The organism is Streptomyces sp. NPDC060049 (assembly GCF_042736715.1).
Classification (GTDB): Bacteria; Actinomycetota; Actinomycetes; order Streptomycetales; family Streptomycetaceae; genus Streptomyces.
The window spans coordinates 405931-428993 of sequence record NZ_JBHWVV010000005.1 but is presented as its reverse complement, the minus strand read 5'-3'; the positions used below and the strand labels follow the sequence as shown (position 1 = coordinate 428993).

22 protein-coding genes are annotated in these 23063 nt (G+C 71.7%); 15 read left to right on the top strand and 7 right to left on the bottom strand.

The window, feature by feature from the left end; translation table 11 throughout:
• Window positions 1-143: 143 nt before the first annotated feature.
• On the bottom strand, window positions 144-2276 hold the full coding sequence (locus ACFWBY_RS12125; RefSeq protein ID WP_385343612.1) for a collagenase: 2133 nt from the start codon (window positions 2274-2276) through the stop codon (window positions 144-146).
• A gap of 713 nt (window positions 2277-2989) precedes the next feature.
• Here ACFWBY_RS12125 and ACFWBY_RS12120 point away from each other — a divergent pair.
• Window positions 2990-3409 (top strand): hypothetical protein, encoded by a 420-nt coding sequence (locus tag ACFWBY_RS12120; protein ID WP_385343609.1) that lies wholly within the window; start codon window positions 2990-2992, stop codon window positions 3407-3409.
• Between the two features lie 67 nt (window positions 3410-3476).
• Here ACFWBY_RS12120 and ACFWBY_RS12115 read toward each other — a convergent pair whose 3' ends face one another.
• Window positions 3477-4040 carry a dihydrofolate reductase family protein gene (locus ACFWBY_RS12115; protein WP_385343607.1) on the bottom strand — a complete coding sequence of 188 codons (564 nt, stop codon included), beginning with the start codon at window positions 4038-4040 and terminating at the stop codon, window positions 3477-3479.
• A 251-nt stretch (window positions 4041-4291) separates the two neighbouring features.
• Between ACFWBY_RS12115 and ACFWBY_RS12110 the strand changes: the two genes are divergently transcribed.
• From ACFWBY_RS12110 to ACFWBY_RS12090, 5 genes are all read left to right on the top strand, one after another.
• Window positions 4292-5581 (top strand): phytase, encoded by a 1290-nt coding sequence (locus ACFWBY_RS12110; RefSeq protein WP_385343604.1) that lies wholly within the window; start codon window positions 4292-4294, stop codon window positions 5579-5581.
• Window positions 5582-5736: 155 nt separating this feature from the next.
• Window positions 5737-6381 (top strand): dihydrofolate reductase family protein, encoded by a 645-nt coding sequence (locus ACFWBY_RS12105; protein WP_385343601.1) that lies wholly within the window; start codon window positions 5737-5739, stop codon window positions 6379-6381.
• 233 nt (window positions 6382-6614) lie between these two features.
• A complete protein-coding gene (locus tag ACFWBY_RS12100) occupies window positions 6615-7586 on the top strand; it encodes a PP2C family protein-serine/threonine phosphatase (protein ID WP_385343598.1) in 972 nt (323 codons plus the stop codon).
• 267 nt (window positions 7587-7853) lie between these two features.
• Entirely contained in the window at window positions 7854-8393 is a 540-nt protein-coding gene (locus tag ACFWBY_RS12095; protein WP_385343595.1) for a hypothetical protein, read from the top strand.
• 60 nt (window positions 8394-8453) lie between these two features.
• On the top strand, window positions 8454-9029 hold the full coding sequence (locus ACFWBY_RS12090) for a hypothetical protein (protein WP_385343592.1): 576 nt from the start codon (window positions 8454-8456) through the stop codon (window positions 9027-9029).
• A gap of 14 nt (window positions 9030-9043) precedes the next feature.
• Here the strand turns inward: ACFWBY_RS12090 and ACFWBY_RS12085 are convergent, their stop codons facing one another.
• Window positions 9044-9730, bottom strand: a complete 687-nt coding sequence (locus ACFWBY_RS12085) for an ABC transporter permease (RefSeq protein WP_385343590.1) — start codon at window positions 9728-9730, stop codon at window positions 9044-9046.
• On the opposite strand from ACFWBY_RS12085, the gene ACFWBY_RS12080 reads away from it, so the two are divergent.
• Entirely contained in the window at window positions 9723-9836 is a 114-nt protein-coding gene (locus ACFWBY_RS12080) for a hypothetical protein (protein WP_385343587.1), read from the top strand. The two genes, ACFWBY_RS12085 and ACFWBY_RS12080, sit on opposite strands and share 8 nt — an antisense overlap.
• 91 nt (window positions 9837-9927) lie before the next feature.
• Here ACFWBY_RS12080 and ACFWBY_RS12075 read toward each other — a convergent pair whose 3' ends face one another.
• Complete coding sequence (locus ACFWBY_RS12075) at window positions 9928-11076, bottom strand: S1 family peptidase (RefSeq protein WP_385343584.1); 1149 nt, start codon at window positions 11074-11076, stop codon at window positions 9928-9930.
• Between the two features lie 814 nt (window positions 11077-11890).
• Here ACFWBY_RS12075 and ACFWBY_RS12070 point away from each other — a divergent pair.
• The 3 genes from ACFWBY_RS12070 to ACFWBY_RS12060 are packed head-to-tail and all read left to right on the top strand — an operon-like array spanning window position 11891 to window position 16667.
• Window positions 11891-12262 carry a hypothetical protein gene (locus ACFWBY_RS12070; protein WP_385343581.1) on the top strand — a complete coding sequence of 124 codons (372 nt, stop codon included), beginning with the start codon at window positions 11891-11893 and terminating at the stop codon, window positions 12260-12262.
• Window positions 12262-13569, top strand: coding sequence for a lanthionine synthetase C family protein (locus ACFWBY_RS12065; protein ID WP_385343578.1), 1308 nt, complete (start codon window positions 12262-12264; stop codon window positions 13567-13569). The genes ACFWBY_RS12070 and ACFWBY_RS12065 overlap by 1 nt, the downstream gene beginning before the upstream one ends.
• Window positions 13566-16667 (top strand): lantibiotic dehydratase, encoded by a 3102-nt coding sequence (locus tag ACFWBY_RS12060; RefSeq protein WP_385343576.1) that lies wholly within the window; start codon window positions 13566-13568, stop codon window positions 16665-16667. Before ACFWBY_RS12065 ends, ACFWBY_RS12060 begins: the two co-directional genes overlap by 4 nt.
• Window positions 16668-16712: 45 nt before the next feature.
• On the opposite strand, the gene ACFWBY_RS12055 is transcribed toward ACFWBY_RS12060, so the two are convergent.
• Window positions 16713-17015 (bottom strand): hypothetical protein, encoded by a 303-nt coding sequence (locus ACFWBY_RS12055; protein WP_385343573.1) that lies wholly within the window; start codon window positions 17013-17015, stop codon window positions 16713-16715.
• Window positions 17012-17452: an arsenate reductase ArsC gene (locus ACFWBY_RS12050; RefSeq protein ID WP_385343570.1), complete on the bottom strand. Its 441-nt coding sequence runs from the start codon at window positions 17450-17452 to the stop codon at window positions 17012-17014. Before ACFWBY_RS12050 ends, ACFWBY_RS12055 begins: the two co-directional genes overlap by 4 nt.
• A gap of 91 nt (window positions 17453-17543) precedes the next feature.
• Here ACFWBY_RS12050 and ACFWBY_RS12045 point away from each other — a divergent pair, with 91 nt between their 5' ends.
• From ACFWBY_RS12045 to ACFWBY_RS12025, 5 genes are all read left to right on the top strand, one after another.
• Entirely contained in the window at window positions 17544-17858 is a 315-nt protein-coding gene (locus ACFWBY_RS12045) for an ArsR/SmtB family transcription factor (RefSeq protein WP_385343568.1), read from the top strand.
• A gap of 160 nt (window positions 17859-18018) precedes the next feature.
• Window positions 18019-18828, top strand: a complete 810-nt coding sequence (locus ACFWBY_RS12040) for an aquaporin (RefSeq protein ID WP_385343566.1) — start codon at window positions 18019-18021, stop codon at window positions 18826-18828.
• 5 nt (window positions 18829-18833) lie between these two features.
• Complete coding sequence (locus ACFWBY_RS12035) at window positions 18834-19622, top strand: TSUP family transporter (protein ID WP_385343563.1); 789 nt, start codon at window positions 18834-18836, stop codon at window positions 19620-19622.
• A gap of 164 nt (window positions 19623-19786) precedes the next feature.
• Entirely contained in the window at window positions 19787-21145 is a 1359-nt protein-coding gene (locus ACFWBY_RS12030) for an NAD(P)-binding domain-containing protein (RefSeq protein ID WP_385343560.1), read from the top strand.
• Between the two features lie 5 nt (window positions 21146-21150).
• On the top strand, window positions 21151-22365 hold the full coding sequence (locus ACFWBY_RS12025) for an MFS transporter (protein ID WP_385409654.1): 1215 nt from the start codon (window positions 21151-21153) through the stop codon (window positions 22363-22365).
• Between the two features lie 50 nt (window positions 22366-22415).
• Here ACFWBY_RS12025 and ACFWBY_RS12020 read toward each other — a convergent pair whose 3' ends face one another.
• Window positions 22416-23021, bottom strand: a complete 606-nt coding sequence (locus ACFWBY_RS12020; protein ID WP_385335144.1) for a hypothetical protein — start codon at window positions 23019-23021, stop codon at window positions 22416-22418.
• Window positions 23022-23063 lie beyond the last annotated feature (42 nt).

The window sequence follows — 23063 nt, the reverse complement described above, 5'->3', positions numbered from 1 at the left end:
GGGCGGGGCGCCCCCCCCCGGGGCGCCCCCCCGCGGTCCGCCCCCCCGCCCCCCCCGGGGCCGCCCCCCCCCCCCGGGGGCCCCCCCCCCGGCGGGCGGGCGGGGGGCGCCCCGCCGTCATGCTCAGAGCCCGGGGGACCGGCTCACTTGGACTGCGTGGAGACGCTCACGCCGCTGAAGTCCTGCGCGGCGGCGAGGCTGAAGTAGACCCAGCCGGACGGCGGGTTGTCGATCGTCAGGGTCTCGCTGTTGCCCGCGTTGGTGGACTTCGCCTGGTAGCTGCTGGTGGTGGCCCAGCTGCTGCCGCCGTAGTACAGGTCGGCGTTGCCGGTGCCGCCGCTGCTGGTGATGGTCAGCTGCTTGACGCCGGCCGGCAGGTACACGAAGTGGTAGCTGTAGTTGCCGGTGGCGGCCGCGAGATTGTCCCGGCGGCAGTTCTTGTCGAACTGCCGGGGGTCGCTGATGGTGCAGAGCGGGGTGGACTGGGCCTCCGGCAGGGGGCCGCAGTCGTTGGTCGCGCAGGCGGTCGTCAGCCAGGTGGCGAAGCCCGCGTCGTAGTTCGTGCCGATGGTCTGCTTCAGGAAGGTGCGGGCACCGTTCCAGTCACCGGCGCGGTACTTGGTGAGTACGGTCTCGACGTCGGCGGGGTGCGCCTGGAGCATGTAGCGGACCGCGAGCCAGCCCCAGCGGTAGACCCGGTTCGAGTTGACCTCGGGGTCCCCGTCCTGGTTGTAGACGGTGTCGAACAGGTCGCTCAGCTTGTAGGTCTTCTTGCCGGCCTCGGCGATCGCGTCGGCGTTGCGCTCGCCCCGGTAGCCGAACGAGATGTTCTCGGCGATGCCCTCGACCCACCAGATGGTCGGCGTGGTCAGGCTGGCCTCGAAGTCGCCGGCCATGTTGTAGCGGCCGTCGAGGTAGTGGGAGTACTCGTGGTTGAGGTTCCAGATCTGGAAGTCCGGGCGCAGCCAGTGGGCCTCGTGGGCGATGAAGCGGGCCTGGTTGCCGACGGTGGCCGGGTTGCCCTCCTCGTACATGCCGCCGTTGTCGACGTCGATGTTGTAGATGGCCCAGGCGTACAGCGCGTACTGGGTGTAGTCGTCGAAGACGACGACCTCGAGGTTGGTGTTCACGTCACCGGGGATCGCGCCCTTGTCGCCGATGACCCGGTGGAAGTAGGCGTCCTGGTTGACCAGGCTGGTGCAGGTGCCGGCCAGCTGTCCCGGGGACATGTCCTGGGCGCGGATCTTCAGACCCGGGGTGCACGTGTGCTGGATCGGCAGGATCGCCGGGAGCACGCGCTCGCCCAGGTCGCAGATGGCGTAGGCCGCGCAGTTGTTCTTGTCGTACTGGCGCGTGTACCAGCCCAGGTTCATGGTGATCGGCGCGGTGGGGCCGACGTTCGGGTAGCGGTTGATCAGGTCCTTCAGCAGCGGACGGACCCGGTCCTTGAGCTCGGGGACGTCGAGGGCGTAGCCGAGGTAGCGGCCGACGTTGCTGACGACGTCCAAGCGGTTCAGCTGCGCGCTGTTGCGCGTGATGAAGCCGGCCCAGGTGTTGAGGATCGTGGGGTCGGCCTTGAGGGCCGCCCGCCAGCCGCGGTCGTCGTTCTTGACCTTGAAGCCGTTCTCGACGACCCACTCGACGTGCTGCATGGCGAGGTTCATCTGGCCGGGCCAGGTGCCGTCGTAGCCGGCGAGCATCCACTTGACGACGCCGGCGTACCGGCCGGCCGCGTGGGTGCTGTCGATCAGGGTGACGACCTCGTTGAGGATCTCGCCGTTGGCGTCGGTGACGTCCTTGCTGCGCGGGGAAGCGAAGAAGGCGTCCAGCGCGCCGAGCGCCGCGTCGTCCAGCGCCGTGCCGTAGTCGCCGACGACGTCGGCGTTGTTGTCCTGCACGTAGTAGCCGGCGCGCAGGAACAGCACCAGCTGGCCGATGGCGGCGCTGTTGCTGCCCGAGTAGGTGGTGGAGGCGTCGCGCAGCGCATTGGCGACGGTCACCATCTGGGCTTCACGAAATGCCTTCCGCGCGTTCTCCCCGGTGAGGTTGAACAGCGGGTACGTACAGGAGATCCGGGGGAGGGCCTTGAGCTGCTGGACCAACGCGCTGCCGGTGGCGTTGATCACGCCGGAGATGTCACCGCACTCGTCCCCGGCGGCGGCAGAGGACTGCTTGCCGAGCTCGGCGGGCTTGCCGGTGACGGTCGGGGCGGGTGCGGGGGCGGACTCCTCGGTACTGTCCTGCGAGGAGATCCGGAAGCGGGAGGCGTTGCTCATCGCATCGGGCGACTTGGGGACCGGGATCGCACGCGGCGCCGGGGCCGCGGTTCCCCTTGCGGTCGCACCGGCGGCCGGGGTCGGGGCGCCGACGGAGGCGGCTTGGCTCTGTGGCGCGAACAGGCCGAGCGTGATGAAGACGGCTGCACCGAGCGCAGGAAGTCTGCGTGCGTTGGCCTTCGATATCCGGAAGGGATGCATCTGCGGGGGCCTCCGGGGCCGTTGTGCCGCGTGTGGGGGATGAACACGAGGCAATTGATGTGTGACATGTAAAATTGCACATGTCGCATCGCGCCGGAAGACTTTTGGCCAGATTGCGATCTCCGGGGTGCGGGACAGGGGTTGAGGGACCGTCGGTTTTCCCGGGCGTGACGGCCGGCCCGGCACGACGGCTCGGGCGCAGCTGTTCAGGCGATGGCCATCCGCAGGAGCGGATCCCTGGGCCGGGGCCGCGGGGAGAGCCGGCGATGGGGGCGGGTACGTCCGTCCTGGTGCTCCTGTTCCCGGGGGCCGGTCCGGCACAGGAGAGCGGCCTGGCGGCCGAGCGCATCGCGGCGACACTGGCCGGTGTGGCGCTGGCGTACCTGTGCGGGATCCGTCCGGCAGGTCGGCCCGGCCGGTCGAGCCCCCCGCACGCCCACCGACCCCGGACCGTTCAACAGTCCATCGCACACGTCCGCGTGCTTCCCGGCCGCAGCCCTTAGGCTCCGGCCATGACTACCGACCAGTGGTACGTCCTCATCGAGGAGGACACCCGGACGACTCGCAATGCCGACGGCGTCGCACTCAAACTGCACCGCTGGACTCTGGCTGCCAGCTACCCCGTCCGAGGCACGGAGGCACAGGCCCTGGCCGTGGCCGAGGACGCGGCCCTGCACTACCTGCCGGCCCTCCTGGCCCGCCACGCCAGACCGGGGGACACCCCCGCCCGTCAGGCGTTCCTCACCTCGGACGGCGCCTGGCTGGTCCAGCTCAGACAGCGTCACCGCGACTGCCACATACGCGTGTCGACCGCCCGCCTCGTCCACACACGAGAAGGGACGGACTCCCCGCCGAAATCCCTCAAGGAGAAGCTCCGGCACGCCCTCGACGGGCCCGAGCCCGTCGAGGATCCGTGGACACCCAAGGCGTAGGACCAGGCGCCGCTCGGTACCTACCAGAACCGGGTCGTCCACGAGCCGTTGATGGTGGCGACAAGGCTCAGCGCGCCACGCGGTAGGCGAGGTAGAGGACTCCCGAGCCGAAGGTGCGGGTCTCGACGAGTTCGAGATCCACCCGGCGCTCGTGCTGCGGAAAGAACGGAACGCCACCGCCGACGAGCACCGGGTAGACCCTGGCCCGGTATTCGTCGATCAGATCCAACGCGGCCGCCTCGGCGGCGAGAGCCGCGCCGCCGATCGCGATGTTGCCCTTCCCCGGTGCGGCTCGCAACCGTTCGATCTCCTCCGCCAGGCCGCCGGAGGCCAGGCGGGCATTGCCCTGCACCGCCGACAGCGTGGTGGAGAACACCAGCTTGGGGAGCGACTTCCAGAGCGCGGTCCACTCGAGCAGGGAGTCGTCGAGCGACGGATCCTCGTCGGCCGTCTCCCAGTACAGCATCGTCTCGTACAGGCGTCGTCCCAGCAGGTGGACGCCGACCCCTCGCACCTCGTCGGTGACGAAGCGAAAGACCTCCTCGTCGGGATCCGTCCAGTCGAAGGCACCGTCCGGCCCCACGATGTAGCCGTCAAGTGAGACGCCCATTGAATACGTCACGCTGCGCATCAGAAGACCTCCTCGGTGCGGGGTTCGACAGTACGGCCGCCGGACGCCGCGGGACCCGTCGCGGCTCGCGGGTCACCTGGGCCGACGGGGTTCCTTCTGGGTGGCCGACAATGGAAGCCGACCCGACCGACTCGTGGAAGGCGCGAACCTTTACCGGTTATTTAACCTCTCGGCAGTCATCAGTACCCTGTAGGGCCGTTCGACGACAGCATCGTCCCCCTCAAGCGCAACGCACTCCGAAGGGAAGAAACATGGCGACACGTCAGCTGCCGCGGGTCACCGCGCTGGTCGTGGGAGCGGTGGTGGCGTCCTGCGTCGCGCTGCCGGCCGAGGCGTCCTCCGGGATTCCGGCCGTCCACGCGAGGGTCGAGACGGCGCCTCTTTACGACGACGAGGCAGGCGGCGACGCCAACGCGGACGACCCGGCGATCTGGCGCAACGCGGCCAGTCCGGGCCGCAGCCTGGTGATCGCGACGGCCAAGCAGGGAGGCCTGCGGGTCTACGACCTGGAAGCGCGTGAGGTCCAGTCCCTCGCTGCCCCGGCCGGGCCGGGCGAGGACGACGCACCCGGCCGCTTCAACAACGTCGACCTCGTGTCCGGCCTGCGCCTGGCAGGCGCCCGGGCCGACATCGCGGTGGTCAGTGACCGCGGCAACGACCGGCTGCGGATCTACCGGATCGACCGTGACAAGCCCGGCGGCCCGCTCACCGACGTCACCGACCCGGCCGCGCTCCCGGTCTTCTCGGCAGACCAGGCCCAGATCAACGAACAGAAGACCGCATACGGCCTGGCCACCTGGACGGACCGGACGACCGGGCGCTCCTACGCACTGGTCAGCCAGCGCAACCGCACGCGGATCGCCCTACTGGAACTGGTCGCCACCCCCACGGGCACGGTGAGCTACCGGCAGGTCCGCACCCTCGACCTGCCCTCCTCCTTCCGGTTGCCGAACGGCACGGGCTGGACGCCTTGCGCCGAGCCCGGTGAACTGCCGCAGGTCGAGGGCATGGTCGTCGACCCGGCGGACGGCACCCTGTACGCCGGGCAGGAGGACGTCGGGATCTGGCGCATCGACGCGGGCCTCACCGGCACACCGGTGCTCGTCGACAAGGTGCGCGAGTACGGCGTGCCCGGCACGTACGACGAGGGCACCGAGGAGTGCACGCCCGGCACCGACCCCGGTTACGGCGGCAAGCACCTCAAGGCCGACGTCGAGGGTCTGACCCTGGTCACCGAGCGGGACGGCGACGGCTACCTGCTGGCCTCGAGCCAGGGTGACGACACCTTCGTCGCCTACGACCGGGAGCGCGACGACGACAACGAGGTGGAGGGCGCCTTCCGCATCACCGCGGCCTCGTCCGTCCTCGACGGCTCCGAGGTCTGCGACGGCGCCGCCGCCCTCAACGCACCCCTCGGTACGCGCTACCCCAACGGCCTGCTCGTCGTCCAGGACGGCCAGGAGACTCCGGGCGACGGCGACCGCGAGGCGACCGGCTTCAAGTTCGTCGACCTCGGCGACGTGCTCGACGCCCTCGACTGAGCCCGTCCGCCATCCGTGGCCCGGGACGCGTCCGGAGCCGCGCGCCCGGGTACTCCGCGCCGCCTCCATGAAACCGGTTCCGGCGCGGCGATGAGTTCGCGGGCACCCACGGGTCTATCTCTTGACGGAGACAACCGACTCATCGGGAGCACGCCATGGGCCTCATCCACATCGAGCTGTTCGCGACCCTCGACCTCGTCGGGCAGGCGCCCGGCGGCCCCGACGAGGACCCGGTGGGGTTCCCGTTCGGCGGCTGGCAGGCGCCCCTGCTGGACGAGGTCGCCGGGGCGCAGGTCGGTGCCGCGTACGAGGGCACGGACGCCCTCTTGCTCGGTCGGCGGACGTACGACATCTTCGCCGCCTACTGGCCCCACCAGGAGGGCGGCGAGGACAACGAGATCGCGACCCTCTTCAACAGCGTGCCGAAGTACGTGGCCTCTCGCGGCAGGCCCGACCTCTCGTGGGCCGGATCCACGCAGCTCGGCCCGGACCTCGCCACCGCGGTGCGTGAGATCCGTGAGCGTCACGAGCACGTGAAGGTCGTCGGGAGCCTGAACCTCGTGCAGAGCCTCCTGCGCGAGAAGCTCTTCGACCGTCTCGACCTCTGGCTGCACCCGATCGTGCTCGGCGTCGGGAAGAAGGTGTTCGCCGATGGCGCGGTGCCCACCAACGTCACGCTCCTCGCACCTCCGGCAGCGGGCCCGAAGGGCACCGTGTACCTGCGCTACGGGCTCGCCGACGGCACTCCCGCGACGGGCGACATGAGCGCACCCGATCGCGGCGTCGGAAGCGACGACTGAGGCCACCCCGCGCCTGGTGGAGCGCCTGGTGGGTCGCCCGGGCCCGCAGGGGCGGGAGGCCGGCTCCGTTCGCCAGAGCGCCGTGCGCTCCATGCACGGATACTCTGGTAAATGTGATCGAGTCCGGACGGCCGCGGCTCCGTAGGCGCCCCGGTTCGGGAAGACTTGTGCGGCTGTCGCCGGTCATCCTGACCGTCGTCATCGCCAGCCTGGCATACACCACTCCGCCGGAAATGGCCTTCAGTCGCCTCCTGCCCGCGGCGCCCGCCCTCGCCGCCGCCATGTGGCCGGTGCTCCCCACCGTCCTGCTCGGGACGGTCTGCCTCCTCCTGATGATCGGCCTCAGCCTCGTCTTCCCCGATCTGGGGACGTGGTGGACGGCCGCGGGGATCATCGCGGTCACCGTGGCCGCCGCGTACGGAAGCCATGTCCGGCTCCAGCGGGAGCGCACGCTCTTCCAGGTACGGCTCGTCGCCGACGCGGCGCAGCAGGTGGTGCTGAGCCCCATGCCGCGCCGCCTCGGCAGCCTCGAGATCGAGTCGCTGTACCTCGCGGCCGCGGCGGAGGCCCGCATCGGCGGGGATTTCTACGAGGTGGTCGACACGCCGTACGGGGTCAGGCTGCTCATCGGTGACGTGCGGGGCAAGGGCCTGCCGGCGGTGGGGGCGGCCGCGGCGATCGTCAACGCATTCCGGGAGGCTGCCTACGGCGAGACCGACATGATCAACGTCGCACGCAGGCTGGACGCCAGCAGCACCCGTTACAACGCCGCCTTTCCACCGGAGGGGCCGATGGAGCGCTTCGCCACCGCCCTCCTCGTCGAGATCCCGCACGAGGGCAGACGTATCAACATCCTCAACTGCGGGCACCCACCCCCGCTGCTCCTGAACCGCGGGAGACTGCGTGTCCTCGAGTCGCCCACCCCGTCGCCCCTGCTCAGCCTCGCCGAGCTGATCGGTGATCAGTACAGCGTCGACACCTTCGACTTCGCCCCCAACGACCTGCTGCTCCTCTATACCGACGGGATCGCCGAGACCCGCGCCCGCGACGGCGAGTTCTTTCCGCTGGCGGCCTGGATGCGTCGACAGCCCTCGACACCGCCCCGCGAACTGCTCACGGCTCTCCACCGCGATCTCCTCCGCTACAGCCGAGGACGCCTCGACGACGACATCGCCGCCCTCGCCGTCCGCCTGTGCGAGCCCTGAGGTACGGAGTCCCGGGTGGCCGGCCGGAGCGGGCACGGTGTGCACCGCTGCGGGCGGGGGAGCGGCGAGTCCGGCGGGTGACTGGCGGATCGCGGGGTAGGCGCTGTGAGCAGCACGCACATCTCATCGAGAGAGGAGCTCGCTGTGGCGGCGCGCTCCCGAGTCCGGCCCCAGTCAGGCAACGGCTGAGGCCTGGACCCCCATTTCCGAGCAGCCGATCGACAACGTCAAGGCCGACGCGGCCGAGACCAAGGAGGCAGCGCACCGATGAGCACCCCCTCCGAAGGCGACAAGGAACCCACACCCACTCCCGAGGACCTGCGCGTGCAGGTCGAGCACACCCACACAGGCGCGGAGCTCGGACACGCCGTCGAAGCGCCGGTGGCCAAGGCCGACGTCAAGACCCAGACGAAGGAGAAGGCGGCCGAGATCAAGGAGCAGGCCGCGGAGAAGGCCGCTGAGATCAAGGAGCAGGCCGCGGAGAAGGCGGCCGAGATCAAGGAGCAGGCCGCCGAGAAGGCCACCCTCGTCACCGACCAGCTACGGGAGAAGGCGGCGCAGGCCACCCAGCTCGTGAAGGACAAGACCCCCGATCCGGTCCTCGACAAGGCAGCCCACGCCGCGGCCCAGGTCCGTGACACCGCGGTCCGGGCCGGTCACCGCGCCGCCGAGAAAGCCCCGGAACCGCTCCGCGAGAAGGCCGGGACGGCGGCGACCACAGCGCGGGCCAACCGCACCCCACTGCTCGCCGCGGCCGCAGCGCTCGTCGTCTTCCTGCTCGTGCGCCACAGCCGGCGCTGCCGGTGAGTCTGCAGCGCCGTGACACCGGGGCGGGTGTCGTTCCCTTCTCGGGGCACACGAGACGTCATGCACGGACAACATGCGCGTCCCACAGGTGGCAGTCTGTTCGGCTCGGCCCGCGCGTCCCGGACGCCGACGCCGACGCCGACGCCGACGCCGACGCCGACGCCGACGCCGACGCCGACGCCGACGTCGACGTCGAGCCGAACCGGCGCCAAGCACTCGCGCCGGGGCCGGCTCACCGGCCGCCTGCGCCGACGGCTCCTCGTTTACCGGGCCATCGACTTCCTGTCCACGCACATCCCCGACGAGCCCGGCCCCGGCGAGGAATGCCTGCTCCTCGTCCACATTCGCCAGGTCGTCGGCCAGGTCCAGTACCGGATCTGCGCCGCCTGCGCCCAGGGTGTCATCACCGCCGTCGTCATCGACGGGCGCTTCCACAGCACCGGCCTGGGCACACGTGCGCTTTCGCACCTGCGTTCCCGCCACCCGGGTATTGCCTGGCGCAGCACTCTGACCCTGCGCACCACCCGCGATCTCCTGCGTCGCATGCGCATCCCCACGATCACCTCTGCCATGCCCTGTCCCCACGTACGCCGGACCCTGCCCGACCCGACCGGACCGAGACTTCTCAGCGCCTGACACCAGCCGCGGTCTCAGACGTCCCGGCGCCGCACGACGAGCACGGCGACGGCCACCGAGACGATCGCCCAGGACGCGAGTGCGATCCAGGAGCCCGTGATCGTGGCCGGATATTCGCCCAGGCTGGTATTGCTGTCGGGGTTCAGTGCCAGCCGGGCCCGCGCGGTCGGCGGCAGGTGGTTGCCGATCTCCTTCAAGAGCCTGTACCTCTCGCCACCGAAGAGCGCGGGCAGGATGAAGAGCACCCCCACGAGGGCGACGATCGAGGCCGTGGCGTGCCTCAGGACGGCGCCGAACGCCATGCCGATGAGCGCGCAGACCGGGGTGACCAGCGCGCATGCGGTGACGGCACGCAGGCAGCCGGGGTCGTGGATCGAGAGTCCGACGTGGCGGGAGGCGAGCATCGCGTTGGTGGTGGAGAACGACGTCACGGAGACGATCACACCGAGGACGAGCGTGACCGCCGTGACGAGGACGACCTTGGCCGTGATCACCGCGCGCCGGTCGGGGACGGCGGCGAGCGTGGTGCGGATCATTCCGGTGGCGTACTCGCCGAAGACCGTGATGGCAACGGCGAAGGCGGCCGCGGCCAGTGACGTGACATCGGCGGCGATGCTGCCCAGGCCGTGGACAGCGGGTCGTACACGTAGGGAGGGAGGTCGGGTAGTGATCGCCGAGGAGCTCTCCATCAGCGTGGCCACCGCCAAGGCCCACCTCGCGCGGCTCTTCACCAAGCTCGACGCACGCGACCGTGTCCACCTCGTCATCCTCGCTTACGAGACCGGCCTGGTCGCACCCCCGCGGTGAGTCCGACCCGCGCTTCCCCGAGGAACCCGGACAGGGTCCTTCCGGGCGCGGGCGTGCCCGGAAGGACCCCTCGTCGTGCACCGGCATCCGGTCAGGCGGTGTGGAGGGTCAGTCCGTAGCGGCCGAGGATCTCGTTGACGGGCTGGAACCACGTCTCGCCGCCGGAGGAGCAGTTGCCCCAGCCGCCGGAGGTGACGCCCTGGGCCTGGTCACCGCTGATGAACGCGCCGCCGGAGTCGCCGCCCTCCGCGCACACGCTGGTCTTCGTCATCTGGTGGACGGCGCCCTGGCTGTAGTTGACGGTCTCGTTCTTGGCCAGCACGGTGCCGCAGTGCCACCGCGTGGTGGAGCCGGAGCGGCAGATCGACGCGCCTACGGGCGCCTCGGCGGAGCCGCGTACCAGCCGGTCCGGGACGGTGCCCCAACCGAGCACCACCGGTACCGTCCACCAGCCGCTGTGGATGCTCACGTACGCGTAGTCGTCGCCGGGGAACGAGGAGCCCTGGAAGGTGCCCATGGCCGATCCGTCCCAGCCGCGTACCGCTGCCCCGGCCCGTCCGCAGTGTCCGGCGGTCACGAAACCGCCGTGGACGGAGAAGCCGATCGAGCAACGGACGTTGCCGGTGTAGTACGGGTCGCCGCCGACGGTTCCGGCGGCGTACGTGCGGGGCGCGTCGGCGGTCTCGGTCGTGGTGACGGGGCCTGCGTCGCGAGCCTTCTCGACGAATGCGCGGACGGCGGGAGCGTCCCGCTCGGCACGCACGACCGTGACGACGACGCTGTTGGAGCGGGGGTCGACGTGCCAGCCGGCCACGCCCGCTGGGGCGGAGAGCGTGTCCAGCCGCGCCTTGGTCCGGTCCAGCGCGTCCGCGCTGTGCCGGACGATCCGGGTGTCGGCGCCGAGCGCGCGCACCTCGGCCTCCCCGGTGCGCTCGGTGAGGGCGACGACGAGCCGTCCCGTGGCCGGCTCGAACCACGAGCCGCCGTACGCGCCGCCCGCGGCCTGCCGGGCCGGCGTTTCGACGGCGGTGGCCGCCTTCTCCTCGCGCAGCCGCGCCTCCGCCTGCGAGGCCGTCAGTCCGAAGTCGTGGCGCAGGGCTTCGAGCAGTCCGTCCGAGGCGGACGGGGAAGACGGGCGCGGCTCGGGCAGGGGGGCGGCGTTCGCGGTGCCTGCGGAGCCGAGGCCGAGGACCAGCATCAGCGCCGCGATGGCGGAGCGAAGGGGCATGTTGCGTTTCACGTGACCTCCTGGTGTGGGGCACAGAAAGCCTGAGAGCGCTCTCAAGGCGTCGTTCGGCGGCCACGCTAGCCCGGGGTGCCCTGACAGGTCCATACCAAATTCCGGCCGTCGCCGGCACTGCTTTCACGCCGCCCGCGATACGCCCAACCCCCGGCGCGCGTCGCGTCGGCACCGGCAGCTCCTGGCAACGATCAATGGATGGCCGGCATCACCAGCGCTCGCCCCCGTCCGCTCCTGGTTCACCGCTGCCCTCGCCAAGGGCGATGACCGCCATCACGAAGCCGTGACGCGATGAGGACGCGCGACCTGAGGTTCGGCCTGTACGCGGACGAGCTCACGGCTCTGTGTCCAGAGGGGATGGCGCCCCACGCCTGCCGTGTTCCATGGATGGCCGCCCGAAGTGGCTCGCGTAGCCGCCGTGCCCGGCCCGCGCGCTCCCGAGGGCGCGTGAGGCCGACTCGCCTTCCGACGGGCTGCGCTGTCGTACCGGGAGAACGGCAAGAGAACGGAAAGGGACTCCCGTGAACGACTTCCGAGCCATCGCGGACCGCGTCGAGATCGAGGCACTGCGCGGGGAGTTCACCGACGCGGCGATGATGCGCGACCGACCCCGCCCGGCGTCGCCGTTCACACCGGACGGTGCCCGCTACCAGCGCACCGAGGAAGGCCGGAAGTCAGGGGTGCTACCCGGCCGGGCTCCCGGACCTGGCGGTGGTGCGCGGGGGCCGTGGCCGCCCCGGGTTGCGGCCCCCACCCGAGGTGCCATCGTGGAAGCAAAGGCATTGCTCGGTAACCGATTGCCGAGGGTTGAGCCATGGAAGACGAGCAAGCGCACGTCGTATACAGCGATGACCAGTTCGACCTGGACATCCGGGTCAAGATGACGACGCGGGAAGTCGACAAGTTCGTCATCCAGGACACCCACAGCTGTGCCAGTACGTGCGGCGATGAATGCACGAACAGCTGTGCCAGTACTTGTGCGGGCAGTTGCCCCGTGCTCGACACCCGCAACGAGACCGAGACGTGTGACACCTGCGGCTCCTGCACCTCGGAGTGCGACCGCAGCCTCTACGAGGATCACTACGTCCTGGAAGTCAGTCAGGTCCGGGCCGACGGGGTCACCCGCAAGGTCGCCGGCGAGCACGTCATCCGCCGCGTCGTCGAGCACTCCCCGCAGGAAGGCTGATGGCCCCGCCCCCCTGGCAGCCGGCCATCGGCGATCCGCAAACCGCCGCCTCCGTGCGCGCGATCTCCGTGGACGTGCTCTCGCGGCTGCGTGACTCCGACACGGTCGAGGGGGAGGCCCGGGCGGCGCCGCTCGGGGGACGTCCGCGGTGGACGGCCCACAGTGCCGCCCAAGGCTCGTGCGGCCTCGCCCTCGCCTTCGGGCATCTCGACCGGTGCCTGCCCGGCGAGGGCTGGGACCTCGTGGCCCACCAGCACCTCAGCCGCGCCGTCGACGGCACCGCGTCGAACCCCGTGCGCACCCTGGGACTATTCGCCGGCCTCACCGGAGTGGCTTTCACCACCTCGTACCTGGCTCACGGCGGACAGCGGTACCGCAGTCTGCTCGGCGACATCGACGACAGCCTGTACACCCGGATTCCCGGACGGCTTCCCGCTGTCACCGGGGAAGGCCTCCCCGTCGGCACCTTCGACCTCGTGTCGGGGTGGACCGGCGTGGCCGCGTACCTCCACTCCCGCCCGACCGGCCCGGCCCGGGACCGCGCTCTGCACACCGTGCTCGCCTGGCTGGTGGACCTGTCCCGTGCCGTCGACGGGATCCCCGCCTGGCACACCCCCCATGCCCTCATCACCGACGAGAGCATGCGCGACCGGTACCGGACCGCGGTCGCCAACTGCGGTCTCGCCCACGGCATCACCGGCCCCCTCGCCATGCTCGCGCTCGCCCACGCCGACGGCCCGATCGCCGCGGGGCACACCGAGGCGATCCACCGCACGGCGTCCTGGCTCGCCTCCCACCAGGTCGACGACGCCCGAGGAGGGGCGTACCCGTCGGTCGTCCCGCTCGGTGAGGACTCCGCCGCACCGTCGGTGGCCCGCGACGCCTGGTGCTACGGCAGCCCCGGTGTCGCGCGCGCCCTCTGGCTCGCCGGTACCGCCCTCGGCGACCCCGACCTGACCCGTACGGCCGTCGGGGCCATGAGGGCCGTACTGCGGCGGCCCGTCGCCCGGCGGCGCATCGACTCGCCCGGGTTCTGCCACGGCATCGCCGGGCTTCTGCAGGTCACCCTGCGGTTCGCCGTCGACACCGGAGACGAGGAGATCGGCGACGGAGCGCGGCGCCTGGTCGACCAGCTGCTCGGCGAGTACCAGCCGCAGGCGCCCTTCGGCTATCGCAGCGTCGAGGCCGACGGCACCCGCGAGGACCGGTCCGGCCTCCTCGAAGGCGCCGCGGGCGTCGCCCTCACCCTGCTTGCCGCCACCAGCCCCGAACCACCCGCCTGGGACCGGTTCTTCCTGCTGTCATGAGCACCGACGCCTCCCGTGGTCGCGGCACTCGGCGACGAGCCGCAGCCCGGGCACCGGGGCTCTACCGCTGTGCCGACCACTTCGTGATCCGCACCCCGATCCTCCCCGTCACGGACTACCCCGGGGCCGAGGACCTCAGCCGCGCGCCCGCGACCGCGCGCGTCCGGGACGACGAGCACGCGCGGCGTGCCGTCGTCGTGTCCTCGCTGCCCCTCGCCGCCGCACTGCTGGGGCCCGTACGCACCGAACGCGACCGGCGGCGCCTCGAGTCGAGCATCCTGCGCTACCTCATTCGCCTCAGCACCCGGCCCACTCCCTTCGGGCTGAACGCAGGCGTCGCCCTGGGGCGGTGGGGCCCGGTCACCGACGTCCGTCTCGCCGACCAGACTCCCGACGTCCACGCCCGTGTCGACATGCACGCCCTCATGCACTTCGTCACCGCCCTCGAAGCGCGAGCCGAGATCCGGGAGGCGACCACGGTCATCGCCAATCCGGCCGTGCTGCACCGCGCCGGCCGGATCACGTTGAGCGGTGTCGAAGCGGTCCTCGGGGCGAACGGCGGCGAGAACGTCACCCTGCGCGCCACCGGCGCCGTCGAACGCGCCCTGGCCCTCGCCCGCACGCCCGTGGCCCACGCCGACCTCGCCGCCGACCTCCTGGCAGCCGTCCCCGGAGCCACTCCCGACAAGGTCCACGACCTGCTGTACCGGCTGTGGCGGCACGCGTTCCTCCTGACGGACCTGCGCCCACCGCTGACCCACCTCGACCCCGCGGGGCACGTCCTCGACCACCTGAGCCGGATACCGGGTGCCGTCGCCGCCGCGGCGGACCTCGGCGCACTGCTGGCCGCGATCCAGGACTGGGAGGGGCAGCCGGCCGCCACCGGCGCCGCCGCTTTCCCAGCGCTCGCCGACCACGCCCGCCGCGTCACGGGCTTCGAAACGGCCACACCGCTCCAGGTCGACACGGTTCTGCCCCTGGCGGCCCGCGACGTGTCCCGCAAAGTGGCCGACGAAGCGGTCCGAGCGGCCGAACTGCTGCTGCGTCTCACCCCGTTCCCCTTCGGCCTGCCGCAGATCACCGCGTACAGGAGCGCGTTCGAGGTCCGCTACGGCACCGACCGTGACGTGTCCGTCCTCGAACTCCTCGATCCCGTCACGGGCCTCGGCTCCCCGTCCCTCCTCCCTCCGGTCATTCCCGCCAAAGCGGCCCGGGCCGACACCTTGCTCCGCCTCGCCACCGGTGCTCTCCACGACCACCTCACCAGCGTCGACCTCGACGAGGACACCATCGACCGACTCGCCCTCTGGGAAGCGGCCCCCGAGCGGCTCCCCGCGTCGCTCGACCTCTACGCCATGGTCTCCGCCGCGTCACCCGCCGCCATCGACGCCGGCGACTTCCACCTGGTCGTGGGCCCCAACGTGGGTGCCGGAGCAGCCGGACGCAATCTCGGGCGCTTCGCGGGCATGCTCTCCGGTGCCGTTCCCGCCCTCGGCGACATCGCCGACGCCGAACAAGCCGTCGAAACCGGCCGCATTCTGGCCGAACTGGTGTACCTCCCCGAGAAGACCCGTTCGGCGAACGTCGTCGTCCGGCCCGCGATCCGCGACCACGAAGTCGGCATTCGCACCAGCGCGGCCGCCGGACCTGCCCGCTACATCCCTCTCGACCAGCTCGTGGTCCGCGTCACGAACGGCAGGTTCGCACTGATATGGGACGACGGCGCGGGGGAGCTCCGAGAGGTCGGCGTCTGCTCGGGACACATGCTCAACCACAGCCGGGCTCCCGCCGTCTGCCGTTTCCTCGCCGACGTGAGCCGCGACGGCACCGCCCAGATCGTCGGCTTCGACTGGGGCCCGGCCCGCGACTTCCCCTACCTGCCCCGCGTCACCTCCGGCCCGGTCGTCCTGCGCCTGGCCCAGTGGCGCATCGACCACGCCGCGGCGCACGAGATGGCCGGGCAGCCGGACCGGTTCCCGGCAGCGTTCGACACCTGGCGCCGCCGGTGGCGGGTGCCCCGCTACACGTACCTCACGAGCAGCGACGCGGCCGCGGACCACCGGCTCCTCGTCGACGCCACCGCGCATTCCCACACCGACGAGATACGGCGAGCCCTGAACCGTCTGCGGCCCGGCGGCAGCGTGGTCCTCCAGGAGGCCGTTCCCTGCCTCGACGACGCCTGGGTCACGGGTCCGAACGGCCGCCACACCGTCGAACTCGTGGTGTCCATGACCCGCAACGCGGCCGTTCCGCGCTCGGTTCCACCCGGCACGGCCGGCGCCCGGGTCGCGAGGGCGGACCGGCTGCGTCCCCCGGGCAGCGACTGGACCTTCGTCAAGCTCTACGGCGACCGCCAGGAGGAGGAATCCCTGCTCGTCGGCGGCATCCGCGAGCTCGTCCGCTCCCTGGACGGCCATTGCGACCGAGGCGTCTTCCTGCGCTACGCGGACCCCGAACCCCACCTGCGGCTACGCCTGCGCGGCAGCCCCTCCGTACTGCTCCCCGCACTCAGCGACTGGGCCGGCACCCTCCTCGCCGACGGCCACGTCTCGCGGTTCACCTTCGACGTCTACGACCGTGAGATCGAACGCTACGGCGGCCTCGTCGGGATGGACGTCACCGAACAGCTGTACTCCGCCGACAGCTCCGCCGTTCTCGACCTGCTCTCCCTCGACCACGCCGGGAAGTCCCAGCTCGACAGGACGGGGCTGGCCCTGCTCACCATTGACGACCTGTTGACCGGGCTCGGCCTGAGCGAAGCCGAGAGGCTCCGCTTCTACCATCGGGCGACTCCACAGCGACGGCTCGCCGGCGCGGAGTACCGCACCCGCAAGGCGGAATTCTGCGACCTGCTGCGCGGGCCGCCTCCCCGTCCCGTCGCCGACGTCCTCACCCGGCGTCGTCCTCACCTGGAGGACGTCGCCGACCGGCTCGACGATCTGAAACGCCGTCGGCAACTCGGCAAGACGCTGCCCGAGCTCTGCCACAGCTACGTACACCTGCACTGCAACCGCCTGCTGGGCACGGACCGTGCAGCCGAGAACACGGCGTTGGAACTGCTCTACCGCACCCGCCACAGCCTGGCCTCAGGAGCCTGAAACCCCGATGCGGGGCGGCCGCGTGGTGAGGGGGCACCTGGTGTGTCAGGTGCCGGTGTGTGCCCCGTCGCCGGTGCCGAGGAAGGGGACGGCGAGCTGGTGCTCGACGGCCTGGGGCAGCGACCACTGCGTACGCCGCTTGCGGTCCAGCGCGCCTCGGCGGTCCGCGCGGCGTACACCGGGAACGGCGAGGGCCAGGGCGGTCGGGGACGCGGCCGGCCCGGCGCCGAGGAGCACACCGGCGAGTACGGCCCCGCCCGCCACGGCGAACGGGAGAGCGACGCCGAGGCAGAGCGCGCCGAGGCCGCCGAGGACGGCCACCATCCACCACAGCGGGGTGAGCGTCACCCGGCTTCCCCGCCGTCCGCTGATCCGGCGGGGCGCGGGGTGATCTCGGCGATCAGGCCCTGGACGAGCCTCTTGATTTCGTCGCGGATGGGGCGGACGGCTTCGACGCCCTGGCCTGCGGGGTCTTCGAGTTTCCAGTCGAGGTAGCGCTTTCCGGGGAAGACGGGGCAGGTGTCGCCGCAGCCCATGGTGACGCACACATCGGAGGCCTTCACGGCGTCGACCGTGAGGACCTTGGGGGTCTCGGCGGACATGTCGATGCCGACTTCGTGCATCGCCTCGATCGCGGCCGGGTTGACGCTGTCGGCGGGGGCGGAGCCCGCGGAGCGGACCTCGACCTGGTCCCCGGCGAGGTGGGTGAGCCAGGCGGCGGCCATCTGGGAGCGGCCGGCGTTGTGGACGCAGACGAACAGCACGGACGGCTTGGCGGCGGTCATGGGTTCTCTTCTCGGGCAGGCAGGAGCACAGGGCGGCCATCGCATCAGCGCGAGCTGGTGTCAGCCGCTGCTGATGTGAAAGTATCAGCCCATGATGACGCCGGTCGACACTGATCTGATCCGGGTCCTGGCCGACCCGCTGAGGCTCGAGATCGTGACCCTCCTCGCCAGGGAGACGCTCTGCACCACCCACCTGGTGGAGGAGACGGGGGCGAAGCAGACCAACCTCTCCAACCACCTGACGGTGTTGCGCAAGGCCGGGGTCGTGGAGACGGAGCCCTGCGGACGGTTCACCTACTACCGGCTGCGCCCGGAGGTCATCGAACAGCTCGCCGGTCATTTCGCCGACCTCGCCCAGAGCGCGCGCGCCACCGCCGAGGCGAACCTCAAGCGGTCCTGTCCCTAGGGTCGGGCCCCGCGACCCGGTGGACCTTTCCGGTCACAGCACCAGCTTTCCGCTCCGGTCACAGCACTAGCTTTCCGCTCCGGTCACAGCACCAGCTTTCCGCACCGGCCACAGCACTTGCCTTCCGCGCCCCGCCTCACCTGCCCGAGGAGAACCCGCCTTGACCGCCCCCGAGTCCGCCGGCACGCCCACAGCCGCGGACGTGCCCCAGCCGGCGCCCGGCGCCACGCCGCCCCGTACGCCTCTGACCGCCCGCGCCGCCGCCGAGCTGGTCGGTACGGCCGCCCTGGTCGCGGTCGTGGTCGGTTCCGGTATCCAGGCGACCGGACTCACCGACGACGTCGCCCTCCAACTGCTGGCCAACTCCACCGCCACCGTCTTCGGCCTCGGGGTCCTCATCGCCCTCCTCGGCCCGGTTTCCGGCGCCCACTTCAACCCGGCCGTCACCCTCGCCGAGTGGTGGACCGCCCGCCGCGGCGGCGCCGGGGTCACCACCCGCGAACTCGCCGTCTACCTCCCCGCCCAGACCGTCGGCGCCGTCCTGGGCGCGATCCTGGCCGACGCCATGTTCGGCGAACCGCTGGTCAGGTGGTCGCAGCACGACCGCTCCGCGGGCCACCTGCTCCTCGGCGAGGTCGTCGCCACGGCCGGCCTGATCCTGCTGATCTTCGGCCTGGCCCGCACCGACCGTCTGCGTTTCGCACCCGTCGCCGTGGCCTCGTACATCGGCGCCGCCTACTGGTTCACCTCCTCCACCTCCTTCGCGAACCCGGCCGTCACGATCGGGCGCGCCTTCACCGACACGTTCGCGGGTATCGCCCCGGCCTCGGTCCCGGCGTTCATCGCCGCGCAGTGCGCGGGCGCGGTGATGGGGCTGGCCCTGGTCGCGATCGTCTTCGGTCGGACCGCCGCCCTGCCGGGCGTCCGTATCGACACCGCTCGGCGCCGGGCGGCTGCCGACCGCTCCTGACCGCCGTGGACTGGGGGGTGGGCGCGGCCGGTCTGGCCGCGGGTTTGATGATCGCGGTGGTGACCGCGCCGGTCGGTGTGTCGGGCGCGGTGTTCCTATTGCCCGTGCAGCTGAGCGTGTTCGCGGTGCCGAGTCCTGCGGTGACTCCGACCAACCTGCTCTACAACGTCGTCGCCGGCCCGGGCGCCCTCCTGCGCTACCGCCGCACCGGCGCCTTGCACGGACCGCTGGTGCGCCGTCTGGTCCTCGGTACCCTTCCGGGCGTCGTCGTCGGCGCGGTCATCCGCGTGTTCGCCATCCCGGGCCCGGCCGTCTTCAAGCTCCTGGTCGCCGTGTTCCTGCTGCCGCTCGGCGTGTGGCTGATCGCCCGGACGCTGCTGCCGCCGCGCCGGCCGAAGCCCTCCGGTGACGGGCCGTCGGCGCGCGCGGTGACCGGCCTGGCCCTGGCCGTAGGGGTGATCGGGGGGATCTACGGCATCGGCGGCGGTTCGCTCCTCGGCCCGGTCCTCGTCGGCCGTGGCATGCCGGTCGCGAAGGTCGCCCCGGCGGCCCTGGCGTCGACCTTCGCCACCTCGGTCGTGGGCGCGGCCACGTACGCGCTGCTGTCGCTGGCCGGCTCCGGCAGCATCGCACCGCACTGGTTCCTCGGCCTGGCCTGCGGCCTGGGAGGACTCATCGGCGGCTACCTCGGCGCCCGCCTCCAGGCCCGCGTTCCCGACAGAGCCCTGCGCCTGCTGCTGGGCACTCTGGCCGCCGCCGTCGGAGCCCTCTACGCGGTCGAGACCATCAGCTGATCAGCGGGCTGTGGCGTTCCGGCGTGGAAACGCGCCGCGTGCCGTGGTCGTGGTCGGCGCGCTGGCCGACTTCGATGAATGTCTATGTTGACGAATGTCGATCCAGGGTCCATCCTGGAGGCGTCAAGACATCGACAGACGTCGAATCAACTGGGGAGCCCGCCGTGCACGCATCCACCGAAGCCCTGCCCGTCGTCGTGATCGGCGCCGGTCCGATCGGACTCGCCGCGGCTGCCCGCCTCATCGAGCGGGACATCGAGCCCCTGGTCCTGGAGGCCGGACCCGCCGCCGCGTCCGCCGTGCGCGACTGGTCGCACGTACGCCTCTTCTCCACCTGGTCCGAACTGGTCGACCCGGCGGCCGAGAAGCTCCTCGCCCCCACCGGCTGGACCGCGCCCGACGGTGCGACCTACCCCTCCGGCGGCGACTGGGCCGACCTGTACCTCCAGCCCCTCGCTGACGTCTTTGCCGACCGTGTCCGCTACAACGTGACCGTCACCGGTGTCTCCCGCTCAGGCCGCGACCGCGTCGTCGACGCCGACCGCGAGACCCAGCCCTTCACCGTCCGCGTCGTCCACGCCGACGGCAGCGAGGAGCGGATCCTCGCCCGTGCCGTCATCGACGCATCCGGCACCTGGTCCACTCCCAGCCCGATCGGCGGTGACGGCCTCCCGGCCCTCGGCGAGCAGGCGGCCTCCGACCGGATCTCCTACCGCATCCCCGACCTGAGGAACCCTGCCGTCCGGGCCCGTTACGCGGGCAAGCACATCGCTGTCATCGGCTCGGGCGCGTCCGCCTTCACCGCTCTGGCCTACCTCGCCGACCTCGCCAAGGCCGAAGACGGAACCGGCACCCACGCCACCTGGATCCTGCGCCGCGGCATCTCCGGCTCCACCTTCGGCGGCGGCGATGCGGACCAACTGCCCGCACGCGGCGCCCTCGGCCTCGCCGCCAAGGCAGCAGTCGACGCGGGATACGCCGACGCCGTCACCGGCTTCCGCACCGACGCCGTCGAACGCGACGGCGACGACCGCCTCGTCCTGGTCGCCGAGGACGGCCGCCGTCTGGACGCGGTAGACGAAGTCATCGTCCTCACCGGCCTGCGCCCCGACCTGTCGTTCGTCAACGAGCTGCGCCTGGGCCTGGACGAGCGCCTCCAAGCGCCCGTCGAGCTCGCTCCGCTGATCGATCCCAACCAGCACTCCTGCGGCACCGTCTACCCCCACGGCGTGAAGGAGCTCTCCCACCCCGAGAAGGACGTCTACCTCGTCGGCATGAAGTCCTACGGCCGCGCCCCGACCTTCCTGGCCATGACCGGCTACGAGCAGGTCCGCTCCATCGCCGCCCACCTCGCCGGCGACCAGGAAGCCGCCGAACGCGTCGAGCTCACCCTCCCCGAGACCGGAGTCTGCGGCGGCGCGGGCCTGTTCGACGAGCCCGCGGCCGCCGAGGAGAGCGGTGGCGGCTGCTGCGCGGCGCCGGCCACGCTCACCATCGGCGCCCCGGCCCGCTCCGGCTGCTGACCGAAGTGACCGAACTCCACAGCAGCGGGGCCGCGACCGGTACGGGGGACCGGTCGCGGCCCCGCGCCGTCCTGCCCGCCCTGTGCCTCACCCAGATCACCAGCTGGGGCATCCTCTACTACGCCTTCCCCGTCCTGAACCCGGCCATCACCGCCGACACCGGCTGGGGCACCGGCACGACCACCGCGGCGTTCTCCGCCGCCCTCATCGTCTCCGCCCTCGCCGGCATCTACGTCGGCCGCACCCTGGACCACCGCGGACCCCGCGCCGTCATGACGGCCGGCTCCGTCCTCGGCGCCCTGAGCCTGCTGCTCGTGGCGGCGGCGCCCAACCCGGCCGTCTTCCTGGCCGGATGGCTGCTCGCCGGAACCGCGATGGCGGCCACCTTCTACCAGCCCGCCTTCGCAGCCCTCACCCGCTGGTGGGCGCCCGACCACATCCGCGCCCTGACGATCGTCACCCTCGCCGGCGGACTCGCCTCCACCGTCTTCGCCCCCCTGACAGCGGTCCTGGCCGACCACATGTCCTGGCGCGCCACCTACGTGGTGCTCGCGGGAATCCTCGCGGCCTTGACCATCCCGGCCCACGCCCTTGCTCTGAGAGCACCCTGGCCGCCGGCCCCTCCGAGCCCGTCGCACCTCACCGGTGGCAGTGACGCAGTCGTGGGCAGCAGGGCGTTCCGAATGCTGGCCGCCACCTTCACCCTGTCGTCTTTCGCGATGTACGCCGTGGTCATCGGCCTCGTCCCCCTCCTGATCGAGCGCGGCTACACCACCACCCAGGCCGCATGGGCCCTCGGCCTCGGCGGCGCGGGGCAAACCCTCGGCCGCACCCTGTACGCCGCCCTGTCCCGCCGTCTGGGCGTCACCGCCCGCACCGTCACCCTGATCGGCCTCGGCGGGCTCACCACCGCGGCCCTCGCCACCGTGGCCGGCCCCTACGCCCTTCTCGTCACCGTGTCCGTCCTGGCCGGGGTGGTGCGGGGCAACCTCACCCTCCTCCAGGCCACCTCCGTCACCGACCGCTGGGGAACCACCCACTACGGCCGGCTCTCCGGACTCCTCGGGGCACCCGCCCACGCCGCGGCAGCCCTCGCCCCCTTCGCCGGCGCGGTCCTGGCCGGGCCGCTCGGCGGGTACCCCGCACTGTTCGCACTGCTCTCGGCGCTGTCGATCATCGCCGCCGCCACCGCCCTCGGCACCCGCCCGCGCGTGCCGTAGTCCACCGGGGCGGATGCCGGCGGCCCGGCCGAGCCGACGGCCGGGGAGCATCAGGGGCGCAGGCCGGCCTGTCTGAGCGCCACCCGGGACAGGTCATCGATGACCTGCTCGTCTCCCCGGCGCCAGGCGTCGGCGAGGCCCCCCGGCGGGACGGGGACCGTGCCGAGGTACCGCACCGGTCCCGTCAGAGCACGCAGGGCCAGCAGATCGCCGCCGCCGGGAGCGTCGAGAAGTCCTCGGAGCAGAGCACTGCGTCGGATCCAGCGCACGCGCGGGGGAAGCCAGAGCGCCAGCACGAACGCCACCGAGAGGACGATCAGGGCGAACGCGGTCAGGCCGGCCACCCGGCCCACCACGTCCTGCATGGACTGCCCGGCATCGGAGAGCCCGTTGCTGGCGTCGGCGGCGGACTCCAGCGGCTCCTTGAGGACGTCTCCGACCAGCGGCACGTTCGAGGCCGCTTCCCCCGCGTCGCCGAGGCCGGAGGCAAGACTGCCGCCCGCGTCCTCCACCTTCCGCCCCGGCTCGGCCAGCAGCATGATCCCGTCGTGGACGGCCAGCGCGAACCATACTGAGGCCACCACCAGGACCAAGGCGGTGAGATCGGCGAGCACCTGTCGGCAACGGCGTGCTCGGGTCTGGGCGTAAAGGCGCATCCGCGTGCTCCTGTTCCGATGACATCAACGGACAAGGCCGGT